Origin of the sequence: Vibrio sp. 10N.261.51.C6 (genome assembly GCF_041471785.1) — a bacterium.
GTDB classification, from domain to species: domain Bacteria; phylum Pseudomonadota; class Gammaproteobacteria; order Enterobacterales; family Vibrionaceae; genus Vibrio; species Vibrio crassostreae_C.
The window spans coordinates 1-12,424 of sequence record NZ_JBFRPB010000030.1 but is presented as its reverse complement, the minus strand read 5'-3'; the positions used below and the strand labels follow the sequence as shown (position 1 = coordinate 12,424).

The window sequence follows — 12,424 nt, the reverse complement described above, 5'->3', positions numbered from 1 at the left end:
CAAGTACGAACATCAGGTACTTTGACGATGCCAAAAGCGGTTTGGGTCGAGGGAGACGATATTCTTCTTAGACTCTATATCCAACCCAAAGCAAGCCGAGACAAAATTGTTGGCTTGCATGGTGAGGAACTCAAAATTGCCATCACCGCTCCCCCGGTAGATGGCAAAGCCAATGCCCACTTAGCGAAATACCTTGCGAAACAATTTAAGGTCGCTAAAAGGCAAATTAAAATTGAAAAGGGAGAGCTCGGCCGGCACAAACAAGTTCGAATATGCTCGCCAAGCCAAATCCCCAGTGAAGTCAAAGCCATCCTATGATGGCTTTTTGCTATTTATTGGAGTCATTATGCGTCTATGGATTACAGCACTACTTACCGCTCTTGTTGCCCTACCAAGCTCAGCAGGACAATTTAAAAACATTAAGGATGTCGAGGTTCACTACTCAGCTTTTAACTCAACATTTTTAACTGCTCAAGTCGCTAAGCAATATAAACTTAAGCGAAATGGCTACTCAGCGATTCTGAACATCAGCGTGCTAGACAAAGCTTCCCTTGGCAAACCAGCAACAACCGCTAAAATCACGGGAACAGCCAAGAACCTTGTGGGCAATACTCGCACACTTAACTTCCGCGAGATAAAGGAAGGTGATGCGATTTATTACCTAGCTGAGTTCCCTGTAACACATGAAGAAAACATCACTTTTGATATCGATGTTAACGCAGGCCTAAAAGGCACTGGTCCACTGCGTTTCACACAGAAATTCTATATAGAAGAGTAAGCTCAAACCTTACTTTTCATTTATTAACTTATTTAGAGCTACATTCCCATGAGTAAGATTGTTTTAGCAACAGGCAACCAAGGTAAAGTTCGCGAGATGGCAGGTATTCTGTCTGAGTTTGGTTTTGACGTTGTCGCGCAAAGTGAATTTAACGTTTCAGAAGTCGCTGAAACAGGAACGACTTTCATTGAAAATGCCATCATCAAAGCTCGCCACGCAGCGAAAGAAACAGGGCTGCCAGCCATTGCTGACGACTCAGGTTTAGAGGTTGATTACTTAAATGGTGCGCCAGGTATCTATTCAGCGCGTTACTCAGGTGAAGGGGCAACCGATAAGCAGAACATCAAAAAACTATTAGATGCGATGCAAGGTGTCGAAACTGAAAAGCGTACTGCGCGTTTCCACTGTGTGTTGGTGCTAATGCGTCACGAGAATGATCCAACACCTCTAGTGTGTCACGGTAAATGGGAAGGTCGTATTCTTACTGAAGAACACGGTGAGAATGGCTTTGGCTACGATCCTGTGTTCTTTGTACCAGAAGATAACTGCGCCTCAGCAGAGCTTGAATCTTCGCGTAAGAAGCAACTATCACACCGTGGTAAAGCGCTTGCGTCACTATTCAAGACTCTCAAGGAGCAAGCTCTGTAATGCACAATGCAGCGCTAATACCACCCGCACTTAGCCTCTATGTACACATCCCATGGTGTGTACAAAAGTGTCCGTATTGTGATTTTAACTCTCACGCTCTGAAAGCCGAGATCCCTGAAAAAGAGTACATCGATGCACTGCTTGAGGATCTCGATACTGATATCGAAAAATATCAGCTCAATGGTATGCCTCGCCCACTGCATTCGATCTTTATTGGTGGCGGTACCCCAAGCCTGTTTTCTCCTGAAGGAATTGGCCGATTGTTACAAGGCATTGAACAGCGCATCCCGTTCAAACCTGAAATAGAAATCACCATGGAAGCCAACCCGGGAACTATCGAAGCTGAGCGTTTTGCAGGTTACCAAAAGGCAGGCATTACTCGAATCTCGGTGGGTGTGCAAAGTTTTGAGCAAGAGAAACTGGAAAGACTTGGGCGTATTCATGGTCAAGATGAAGCGGTAAATGCCGCTCATTTAGCGCATAAGATTGGATTGAATAGTTTCAACTTAGACTTAATGCACGGCTTACCCGATCAGAGTATTGAACAAGCGTTGGCTGATTTGGATAAAGCGATAGAACTCGACCCTCCGCACTTATCTTGGTATCAGCTAACAATAGAACCTAACACCATGTTCTATTACAAAACACCAACGCTGCCTGATGATGATGACCTTTGGGATATCTTCGACCTAGGCCATAAGAAGCTCGCAGACGCAGGGTATGTGCAGTACGAAATTTCAGGCTACAGCAAGCCGGGATATCAGTGCCAACATAACCTCAACTACTGGCGCTTTGGTGACTATCTAGGTATTGGCTGTGGCTCTCATGGCAAGCTGAGCTTTACAGATGGACGCATTGTTCGTACCACTAAGGTTAAGCACCCTAGAGGCTATCTAGCTGCGTACCAAAACATGGTAAAACCTTATCTATCAGATGAATTTGAAGTGCCGAATGAAGACCGCCCTTTTGAGTTTTTCATGAACCGCTTTAGGTTAATGGAAGCATGTCCAAAGCAGGATTTCATTGATACGACAGGGCTTGGTTTTGACTCGATTCAAAAAACGATTGAATGGGCAAAAGAGCTAGGCTACTTGAAGGAAACCGACACTCACTGGCAGATCACTGAAAAAGGAAAGCTGTTTCTCAATGATCTGTTAGAAGCCTTTATGGCAGAAGAAGACGAGTAGTTCGAGATTCGAGATTCGAGATTCGAGATTCGAGATTCGAGATTCGAGATTCGAGAAGCATTGCGTAAGGGTTGGCTTTAGGGTCAACCCTTTTTGTTTTATAGCCCTCTCTCGGAGCGAAGCGTTCTATAGGACAACGTCCGTGCTCGAATCTTTCTCTTAGAAAATAGAACGACCAATTCGCTCTGAAAGCAACTCTAGAGCCTTAGTACCTGCGAGCGAGTTGCCAGAAGGATCAAGCTCTGGAGACCACACCGCAATCGTCATTTCGCCAGGAACGATAGCAATAATACCGCCACCAACGCCCGATTTTCCTGGCATACCAACACGGTAGGCAAACTCACCAGCCCCATCGTACAAGCCACACGTCGCAAGCAAAGCATTCAACTGCTTGGTTTGAACTGGCGTGATGATCTCTTTCTTGGTTTGAACCGACACGCCTTTGTTTGCTAAATAGCTAAAGGTTTTTGCCAAATCCACACACGTCATTTTAAGCGCACAAGCGTGGAAGTAGTTATTCAGAACTGGGATAACATCATTCTCAAAATTACCAAATGAACGCATCAAATAAGCAATGGCAGCATTACGATCGCTGTGCATCATTTCTGAAGCCGCTACCACCTTGTCATACACAATATGAGTATCACCCGATAACTGACGCACAAACTCTAACAAGCGGTGCCTAGGCGCAGACAAGCGGCTTTGTAGTAGGTCTGCAACGACAATTGCCCCCGCATTGATGAACGGGTTGCGGGGAATACCATACTCCATCTCAAGCTGAATCATCGAGTTAAAGGCTTGACCAGAAGGCTCTTTGCCTACTCTTTGCCAAATCTCTTCAGGCTTATATAGCACCATAGCTAGCGTCAGGCTCAAGGCTTTAGAAATAGATTGCACAGAAAATGCTTCTTCAGCATCGCCTGCTTTAATCACCTCACCTTCATTGGTGTATACCGCGATCGCCAGTTTCTGGTTCGATACGCGAGCCAGTGCAGGGATATAATCAGCGACCTTTCCCTGTCCAATTAAAGGACGAACTTCGTCTAAGATCTCGGCCAAAATAGCTTGAGTTGGTTTCATGTGCGCTTACTTCTATATTGTTATTTTTGTAGGGGTGTAACATATACCAATCGTAGTAAATAACTGCTCACTCTAGCTTGTTAAAATGCTCGATAACTGCGTTAGAATTTTTGATTGTAGAGTAACTACTTATCGAAAAATGCTGCCTTGTTCTCAAGCCTTTTTCCTACGCTATTTCTGATCACTTACTTACTGTGATTGGTATTACTTTCTGTCGTTAAGCCTTTACTGAAATAAAAGCCTAAGGACAAAAAAGCCAACATTACAATAATGTTGGCTTTAATCAATCCCATAAAGTGTAGGGGTTAAACCCTAAGTCGGATTACCCTTCACTTAATTTGATTCGAAGTTACTTAGTACGCTTGAACTTAATGTCCCAAACACCATGACCTAAACGGTGGCCACGCGCTTCAAACTTAGTTAGCGGGCGCTCATCCGGACGAGGGATGTAATCACCATCTTCAGCGATGTTTTCGAAGCCTGGAGCTACGTTCATCACTTCAATCATATGTTCTGCGTAGTTTTCCCAGTCTGTTGCCATGTGGAAAACACCAGTATCAAGTTGAAGCTTGCCGCGAACCATCTCTGCAAACTCAGCCTTAACGATACGACGTTTATGGTGACGAGCTTTGTGCCATGGGTCAGGGAAGAACAGTTGCAGAGTATGCAGGCTGCTATCTGGGATCATGTGTTCAAATACTTCTACAGCATCGTGACACATTACACGCAGGTTAGTTACGCCAGCATCGCGAGCTGTACCTAAACACGCACCAACACCCGGGCTATGAACTTCAATACCTAAGAAGTTTTTCTCAGGTGCGTTCTTTGCCATTTCAACCAGTGATGCACCCATACCGAAGCCAATCTCTAGTACAACCGGGTTATCGTTGCCAAATACTTCTTTCCAGTTAAGAAGCTCTGGGTTGTAGTCGATACCCATTGTTGGCCAACATTCATTCATCGCGTTCTCTTGGCCTTTTGTTAAGCGGCCTTCGCGGCGAACAAAGCTACGGATCTTACGAACCAGTTTGCCGTCTTCAGTATATTCGTTAGTGGTCACTTCACTCATTGATTTTTGCCTGCACATTGATTAATCAAAGCGGGGATTATCCAAAGAATTGCCTCCGGTGCAAGTCTTTCCGTGGATAAATTCCCACACAATTTGTCTGTTTTACATCCAACGTTAAGTGTGGTGCAATTTCGCTTCTAATAATAGCAAAGCATAGAGCATGTCGTGACTCCTTTCGCAACCGCCATATTAAAGTGGTATGACGCCTACGGGCGTAAAGAATTGCCTTGGCAACAAAACAAAACCGCCTACACCGTTTGGCTATCTGAAATCATGCTTCAGCAGACTCAGGTTGCTACGGTGATTCCATACTACCAACGCTTCTTAGAACGCTTTCCAACGGTTATCGACCTAGCGAACGCCGAACAAGATGAGGTACTCCACTTATGGACAGGGCTTGGTTATTACGCACGAGCTCGCAATCTACATAAAGCAGCCAAGATCGTTGCTGAGCAATATGGTGGTGAATTTCCGCTGTCTATCGAAGAGATGAACGCGCTACCGGGGATTGGTCGCTCAACAGCAGCAGCCGTCTTATCATCGGTTCATAAACTTCCTCATGCGATTCTTGATGGCAATGTAAAACGAACGCTTGCGAGAAGTTTTGCCGTTGAAGGTTGGCCGGGGCAAAAGAAAGTCGAAAACCAGCTTTGGGAACACGCCGAAGCACATACTCCGAACAAAGATGTCGATAAGTACAACCAAGCAATGATGGACATGGGTGCCATGGTTTGTACCCGTAGCAAGCCTAAGTGCACCTTGTGCCCGATTGAAAGCATGTGTGAGGCCAAGAAGCTCGATAGACAGCTGGACTTCCCTGGCAAAAAGCCTAAGAAAGAAAAGCCAGTAAAAGACACATGGTTTGTGATTCTGTATCACGACAACCAAGTGTGGCTCGAACAGCGCCCTCAATCTGGTATCTGGGGCGGACTGTTCTGTTTCCCTCAAAATGAAAACGCAGAGATCGAACATCAATTAGATCTTCGTTCGATCAAAGATAGTGAAACCGATTCGATCAAGACCATGATTGCGTTTCGACATACTTTCAGCCACTACCATTTAGATATCACACCTGTATTAGTAAAATTAGATAAACAACCAGATTTGATAATGGAAGGGACTAAAGGTCTCTGGTATAACTTATCAAAACCGGAAGAAATTGGCCTAGCCGCTCCTGTAAAGCAGCTTATTGAGAGCCTACCCTTTGAACTGAACGACGACGTTTGAATCAACGAACGCGATAAGAGGAACCACTATGAGCCGCACTGTATTTTGTGCTCGCCTTCAAAAAGATGCTGAAGGCCTAGATTTTCAACTTTACCCAGGTGACTTAGGTAAGCGTATCTTTGACAACGTGTCTAAAGAAGCTTGGGGACAATGGCAAAGCAAGCAAACTATGCTTATCAATGAAAAGAAGCTAAACATGATGGATCCTGAGCATCGTAAACTTCTTGAAACTGAGATGGTTAACTTCCTTTTTGAAGGTAAAGATGTCGTAATTGATGGCTATACTCCACCAAGCGAATAAGACATTTATTTAAGCAATTTTTAATGACATCATGGTTAACGCTGCGATGTCATTTTTGTATGAGGAACTATGAAAAAGCTAAGTTACTTCCTAACAGCCATGTTATTAACTGGCTGCAGCCGTGAATTTGTCGAAAGCATTTATGATGTCAATTACGAGCCAACCAACCGGTTTGTGAAGAATTTAGCTGAGCTACCCGGACAATTTGAAAAAGATACCGGGGCGCTAGATTCATTAATAGATAGCTTTTCAGGCAACATTCAAAAACGTTGGGGTAGCAGTGAAATCAAGATAGCAGGTAAGAGTAACTATGTGAAATACATAGATAATTACTTAAGTCGTTCAGAAGTGAATTTTAGCCAAGGCCTGATAACGGTGGAAACGGTTTCCTCTACCGAACCGAAAAAACACCTCAAAAATGCGATCATGACGACCCTTTTGACGCCAGATGATCCGGCGCATGTCGATCTATTCTCTTCTAAAAGCATCAAGCTAGAAGGCAAACCTTTCCTCTATAATCAGGTCGTAGACCAAGAAAAAAAGCCCATTCAATGGACTTGGCGAGCGAACCAGTTTGCGGATTACCTGATCGCGAATAACCTAAAAACCAAAGAAGTCGACTTTAAAAAAGCCTACTACGTTGAAATCCCAATGGTGGCCGACCACGCTAGCCAGCGTAGTTATCAATATGCCGACATCGTTCGACGAGCGTCTCAGCGTTATGACATCCCTGAAGATTTAATCTACGCTATCATCAAGACAGAGAGTAGCTTCAACCCGTACGCCGTAAGCTGGGCTAATGCTTATGGTCTTATGCAGGTGGTACCTAAAACCGCTGGTCGAGATGTATTTGAACACGTCAAAAAGAAACCTGGTGAACCAAGCCCTGAGTACTTATTCAATCCAGAAAACAACATTGATGCTGGCACCGCATACTTTTACATCCTTAAAAATCGTTATTTGAAAGACGTAAAAAACCCATTAACGCTTGAATACAGTATGATTTCAGCCTATAACGGCGGTACTGGTGGCGTACTCAATACCTTCAGTAAGGACAGAAAGCGAGCAATGCAAGACTTAAACTCGCTGCAACCGAGCCAAGCCTACTGGGCGCTTACCAAGAAGCATCCAAATAAAGAGTCGCGCCGATACCTCGAAAAAGTAACGCAATTCAAAAAAGAATTTAACCAAGGTAAAACATAACCCTCACTTTTGAATAAAAAAACAACGAACGAACGGTTTTTTTAGTTATTTTCAAAAAAGGAGTTGACGGTTATGCAGAAAATCCGTTTAATAGCGCTCCGTTGCCCGGATAGCTCAGTCGGTAGAGCAGAGGATTGAAAATCCTCGTGTCGGTGGTTCGATTCCGCCTCCGGGCACCACAATTTGATTTGTTGGTGTCAACACTCTTTAACAGGGAGTAACAACACGGACAAAAGCATAAAGAATTTAGTGTGCCGACTTAGCTCAGTAGGTAGAGCAACTGACTTGTAATCAGTAGGTCACCAGTTCGACTCCGGTAGTCGGCACCATTCTTTTGCCTCGATAGCTCAGTCGGTAGAGCAGCGGATTGAAAATCCGCGTGTCGGTGGTTCGATTCCGCCTCGAGGCACCATTATTTGGTGCTTAACAAATAATGGTCTTTATAGACCTGATGTTGACACAAATAATTCCCCTTTAGTTCAGTTGGTAGAACGGCGGACTGTTAATCCGTATGTCGCAAGTTCAAGTCTTGCAAGGGGAGCCACATTCAAGAAAGCCAAGTCGAAAGACTTGGCTTTTTTTCGTTTGAACAAAAACAAACTCTATTCAATATGCACATCAGCTCCTCACTAACTCTTAATCAGTCTCGATAAATTGAGTTATCTCCTTTTAGTACTCTTACTACAGCAGTTGATTCTAAGTTCTATAAAGCATATCCACTACAACAGAACCAACGCCTTATAAAGTTCATGACCCGCTAATATTCACATTAAAACAAATAGAACCAAGTCCTGTTACTTTTTTTTCTTCGAAAATTTAATCCCTATCATACTTTGATGTCTTTCTAATATCTGCCTTACACCACTTAGATTAAGATTCGATGAATTATACCTAATACTAATTATTGAATCGCTGCGCGGGGAAATATGAAACTAAAAACGCAAGCTTACTTATTATCGGGCATCATCTTGATCGCCCTGCTAGCACTGACGGCTACAGGCTTATGGACCTTAAGAGTTGCTAGCAACATGGACAACAAAGCTCGCGTAACAGAGCTGTTTAAGAGCGCATACAGCATTCTTACTGAAGTCGAAAAAATGGCTATTGATGGCACACTAGAAGAAGAGCAAGCCAAGCAACTAGCTACTCGCCTTCTACGCAACAACATCTATAAAGATACTGAATATGTTTACGTAGCCGATGAGAACATGACGTTTATCGCGACACCATTAGATCCTCAACTGCACGGAACCAGTTTTAACGACTTTAAAGATGGCGACGGCAATAGTGTTGGACAGCTAATCCAAAGAGTACTTGGTAATCGTACTGGCGAGATCATTGAGTACACCTGGACACAAAAACTGCCAGATGGAACGATTGAAGAAAAACTGTCTATTGCAGAGAAAACGCCACATTGGGGTTGGGTTGTCGGCACTGGTATCGGGTTCAATGAAGTTAACGCTCGTTTTTGGTCTACTGCTCAATGGCAGCTATTCCTTTGTGTCGTGATTGCTGGTCTTATTCTGGCGAGCCTAATTGTATCCATTAAACGCATGCTAGCGCTTCTTGGCGGCGAACCTAAAGACGTACGAGAAGCAGTACAAGCCGTAGCACAAGGTCGAATTCAAACCTCTTTCGAAACTCAGGCAATTGACGGCAGTATCTATCACGCCGTACAACAAATGAGTAAGTCATTGGCTGAGCTAGTATCAAACCTTGACGCTTCAATGCTGGCATTAAGAGGCGAACTGCAGCGCGTAGAAGATCGCGCTGGGTCAATTGGTCAACTGACAGACACCCAACAGCAATCAACAGAGATGATCGCGACAGCAATGACCGAGATGGCCTCTTCAGCCAATAACGTAGCTGCTTCAGCTAGCGATACCGCGCGCAACACCGACGAGGCCGACAAACAGAGCCAGCATACCCAACAACTCATTCACAACACAGTAGATAACATTCAAGGCTTAGCAGGCCAACTAGGCACAGCAAGCGAAGCTGTCGCTAACCTAGATAACGATGTAAACAACATTACAAAAGTATTAGATGTGATTGGTGATATAGCGGAGCAAACTAACCTATTGGCACTAAATGCAGCCATTGAAGCAGCTCGAGCTGGCGAACAAGGTCGTGGATTTGCTGTTGTAGCAGATGAGGTTCGTAACCTTGCAGGCAGAACACAATCGAGCACAAAAGAAATCCAATTAATGATTAATAACCTTCAAGAGGGATCTCGCAACGCAATTCAAACCATGGAAGTGTGTGCCGCGACCAGTGAAAGCACCGTAACAGAGTCTCAAAACGCCTCTGAAGCACTACAACAGATTGTTGTCGCATTAGAGTCCATTTCATCAATGAGTCATCAAATCGCAACAGCGGCCGCTGAGCAGACTCAGGTGAGCGATGATATATCGAAGCGTATCAATATGATCGAAGAGAGCGGTGACCAACTGAGCAATGTCGTAACAGAAAGTCATAACAGCACCCAAACTCTTGCCTCTCTTTCCAACGAATTAGAAGCTTGGGTTAATAGGTTTGAAGTAAAACACTAAACTCCCTAGAAAATTTTCAAATAAAAAAGCACGTTTTCATACGTGCTTTTTTTATTTCGGCGCCCATTCAGTGTAGTTAACCGTAGTTTTACTATCTTTTAGGGCATGCTAGACCTAGGTTTTTCACCCCAAATGAGCAAAAACAACCCACTAAGTATAGAAAAACATCAAACGATACTTTTTTTGCAATTTAATGTTGACCCAGAACGCGAAAACACGTTTAATACACCTCGTCGCCCGGATAGCTCAGTCGGTAGAGCAGAGGATTGAAAATCCTCGTGTCGGTGGTTCGATTCCGCCTCCGGGCACCACAATTTATTTGTTGGTGTCTTAGACAACAACAGTAAAGCACAAAGAAATATTATGTGCCGACTTAGCTCAGTAGGTAGAGCAACTGACTTGTAATCAGTAGGTCACCAGTTCGACTCCGGTAGTCGGCACCATTTCTTTAAAGCTTTAAGAATAATTCCCCTTTAGTTCAGTTGGTAGAACGGCGGACTGTTAATCCGTATGTCGCAAGTTCAAGTCTTGCAAGGGGAGCCAAGTTAATCATCAAGCATAAGCTTTTTGATTCATGATGCCGACTTAGCTCAGTAGGTAGAGCAACTGACTTGTAATCAGTAGGTCACCAGTTCGATTCCGGTAGTCGGCACCATTCTCTTGATTAGAGACTAAACAATCAATTCCCCTTTAGTTCAGTTGGTAGAACGGCGGACTGTTAATCCGTATGTCGCAAGTTCAAGTCTTGCAAGGGGAGCCAATTAAAAGAAGCCGCATCATTGATGCGGCTTTTTTGCATCTAAAGATCCTAACTTATTAATACAACTACCCTCACCTTTCAAATACCATATTCAATTCAGAAACCAACCGTTTTTATATCCTTCCAAAGCTACAAATCTTCGCTACTTGATGCTCTTCAAAATCTCCCAACAACAAACGACACATTCACGTAAGAGTCAGTCACAGTACGTTGCTACTCATTTTATTGACTAGGAGATCGGTTGAAAAAATCAATACTAAGTTTGGAGGTAAGAAAGCTAAATAACGAATCAAGTAAGCGCTGAAAAGCTCTGTAAGACACTTCAATCCAAATTGATACACAGATTACTCTTTATCAAAACTATCCACTACAATAGCGCCCATAGAGGCTGGCATTGAAATAACAATCACTCTTTTGATCGATACGACGGGATCACTCAATAGAGGTAATTTGTCCAGGCAAGTCAGTACCAAAGCAACGACCAATGCCGTCATAACATAAGCAATCACTATTCTGAAAATAAACACCGGCAACCGAGCAACAACATCTTTTTGAAAGACACTCTCATACGTATAGAAGCCTAAGAACACCGCAGACAGTAAAAATAGCAGCAATAGATTAGCGGTAGGTAAAGTCTCCCCTAACTTCCAAGCCTCTTCAGAAAAAGAAATCGGCACGGCCAAGGCAAAAGATCCCACAAAGATCTGGCTCGCATCTTCAAAGTTAAAACTCAATTTCATAATTCGACCCATTAGGTTTAAGGCTTTATCTAATTCTGAAAAGAATCACAAAACTATCCGCCGATGATTTGGGGGATTTTTATTTCTACTAAGCAAACAGTAGTGACCTTCTAGCTTCATCTTAGTCGCAATAACCAAAACATAGCTTGAACTAACCAGCAAGAAATCAATATGCTCAGAGCAAAACGGTCAACACGACTGATTAATATCGAGTCAACAAACACATCAAAATCGAAGACAGAGTGGTAACCCCTAATATACCAGCACCTAGAACCAAAGAATCTAAATCCGCAGGGTGATAAACGTCACTTCACGAATACGAGGGATGCTCTATTTCTTAGCTTATATACCCCTCAGGCACCACTTGGGAACATACTTAGCGACTCTCACCTTTAAGCTGAATCTAGCCTACTTTCACCCTTTGAAGTACTTAGAACGAGTCGCTCAATACCATCGAGAGTGGTTTTAAGCTCAATGCATAACAAGAGACATTAAGTCGACTCATTATGAGCTCTAGCGTTCTTAAGAGAAGCCTCCATGATAGAGCCCTAATTACACGTATCCTATAGATTCACAGATAGAGCAGAAGTCAGATTTCGTAGCCGAAAGGCTGTTAACTAATACTGAGAGCCGCTCACTTAATAAAGGAAACATCTACAGCGCGTATGGCTCGAGTATCTGAATGCTAAACTTAAAGCTATATACGTTTGAAATCATGCTCGAGTCACCTCAAAGCTGGAATCAGAAATGATGTAGTCCTAATCATGAGTTGGTTTTGGGGAAAACCTGAGCTAAGAGCTGTGGGCTGCGGGAAAATCTTTTGTGTAAGTTATTCGACTGACGTGCGAAACACTATGATTTATACCAATTAAAGTAAAA

At 43.5% G+C, this 12,424-nt stretch carries 11 protein-coding genes and 9 tRNA genes; 17 read left to right on the top strand and 3 right to left on the bottom strand.

Going from position 1 to position 12,424, the window contains the following annotated elements:
- The first annotated feature begins 27 nt into the window (after nt 1–27).
- Genes yggU through hemW form a run of 4 tightly spaced genes read left to right on the top strand, consistent with a single transcriptional unit; the run spans nt 28 to nt 2,613 of the window.
- Nucleotides 28–318 (top strand): DUF167 family protein YggU, encoded by a 291-nt coding sequence (gene yggU / locus AB4375_RS07925; protein ID WP_372051298.1) that lies wholly within the window; start codon nt 28–30, stop codon nt 316–318.
- Nucleotides 319–346: 28 nt separating this feature from the next.
- Nucleotides 347–778, top strand: coding sequence for a DUF4426 domain-containing protein (locus AB4375_RS07920; protein WP_171762404.1), 432 nt, complete (start codon nt 347–349; stop codon nt 776–778).
- Between the two features lie 48 nt (nt 779–826).
- Complete coding sequence (locus AB4375_RS07915) at nt 827–1,426, top strand: XTP/dITP diphosphatase (RefSeq protein ID WP_372051297.1); 600 nt, start codon at nt 827–829, stop codon at nt 1,424–1,426.
- Complete coding sequence (gene hemW, locus AB4375_RS07910; RefSeq protein ID WP_017062248.1) at nt 1,426–2,613, top strand: radical SAM family heme chaperone HemW; 1,188 nt, start codon at nt 1,426–1,428, stop codon at nt 2,611–2,613. Before AB4375_RS07915 ends, hemW begins: the two co-directional genes overlap by 1 nt.
- Nucleotides 2,614–2,772: 159 nt before the next feature.
- On the opposite strand, the gene glsB is transcribed toward hemW, so the two are convergent.
- A complete protein-coding gene (gene glsB / locus AB4375_RS07905; protein ID WP_017062249.1) occupies nt 2,773–3,693 on the bottom strand; it encodes a glutaminase B in 921 nt (306 codons plus the stop codon).
- Between the two features lie 349 nt (nt 3,694–4,042).
- The gene (gene trmB, locus AB4375_RS07900; protein ID WP_017062250.1) at nt 4,043–4,762 is read right to left on the bottom strand and encodes a tRNA (guanosine(46)-N7)-methyltransferase TrmB; all 720 of its coding nucleotides are present in this window, start codon (nt 4,760–4,762) and stop codon (nt 4,043–4,045) included.
- A 165-nt stretch (nt 4,763–4,927) separates the two neighbouring features.
- Here trmB and mutY point away from each other — a divergent pair, with 165 nt between their 5' ends.
- The 13 genes from mutY to AB4375_RS07835 all read left to right on the top strand — a co-directional run bounded on the left by mutY (nt 4,928) and on the right by AB4375_RS07835 (nt 10,805).
- The gene (gene mutY / locus AB4375_RS07895) at nt 4,928–5,989 is read left to right on the top strand and encodes an A/G-specific adenine glycosylase (RefSeq protein ID WP_371725227.1); all 1,062 of its coding nucleotides are present in this window, start codon (nt 4,928–4,930) and stop codon (nt 5,987–5,989) included.
- A 28-nt stretch (nt 5,990–6,017) separates the two neighbouring features.
- Nucleotides 6,018–6,290 carry an oxidative damage protection protein gene (locus tag AB4375_RS07890; protein WP_010435637.1) on the top strand — a complete coding sequence of 91 codons (273 nt, stop codon included), beginning with the start codon at nt 6,018–6,020 and terminating at the stop codon, nt 6,288–6,290.
- A 69-nt stretch (nt 6,291–6,359) separates the two neighbouring features.
- Complete coding sequence (gene mltC / locus AB4375_RS07885; RefSeq protein ID WP_017063191.1) at nt 6,360–7,493, top strand: membrane-bound lytic murein transglycosylase MltC; 1,134 nt, start codon at nt 6,360–6,362, stop codon at nt 7,491–7,493.
- A 103-nt stretch (nt 7,494–7,596) separates the two neighbouring features.
- Nucleotides 7,597–7,672, top strand: a tRNA-Phe gene (locus tag AB4375_RS07880).
- Nucleotides 7,673–7,746: 74 nt separating this feature from the next.
- A tRNA-Thr gene (locus AB4375_RS07875) sits at nt 7,747–7,822 on the top strand.
- A gap of 7 nt (nt 7,823–7,829) precedes the next feature.
- Nucleotides 7,830–7,905 (top strand) — tRNA-Phe (locus tag AB4375_RS07870).
- A gap of 56 nt (nt 7,906–7,961) precedes the next feature.
- A tRNA-Asn gene (locus AB4375_RS07865) sits at nt 7,962–8,037 on the top strand.
- Nucleotides 8,038–8,419: 382 nt separating this feature from the next.
- Nucleotides 8,420–10,045 (top strand): methyl-accepting chemotaxis protein, encoded by a 1,626-nt coding sequence (locus AB4375_RS07860; RefSeq protein WP_372051296.1) that lies wholly within the window; start codon nt 8,420–8,422, stop codon nt 10,043–10,045.
- Between the two features lie 235 nt (nt 10,046–10,280).
- A tRNA-Phe gene (locus AB4375_RS07855) sits at nt 10,281–10,356 on the top strand.
- 56 nt (nt 10,357–10,412) lie between these two features.
- Nucleotides 10,413–10,488, top strand: a tRNA-Thr gene (locus AB4375_RS07850).
- Nucleotides 10,489–10,512: 24 nt separating this feature from the next.
- Nucleotides 10,513–10,588, top strand: a tRNA-Asn gene (locus tag AB4375_RS07845).
- A 36-nt stretch (nt 10,589–10,624) separates the two neighbouring features.
- Nucleotides 10,625–10,700: transfer RNA gene (locus AB4375_RS07840), tRNA-Thr, on the top strand.
- A gap of 29 nt (nt 10,701–10,729) precedes the next feature.
- Nucleotides 10,730–10,805 (top strand) — tRNA-Asn (locus tag AB4375_RS07835).
- A gap of 344 nt (nt 10,806–11,149) precedes the next feature.
- On the opposite strand, the gene AB4375_RS07830 is transcribed toward AB4375_RS07835, so the two are convergent.
- Entirely contained in the window at nt 11,150–11,545 is a 396-nt protein-coding gene (locus AB4375_RS07830; RefSeq protein WP_017060180.1) for a DUF2391 family protein, read from the bottom strand.
- Nucleotides 11,546–12,424 lie beyond the last annotated feature (879 nt).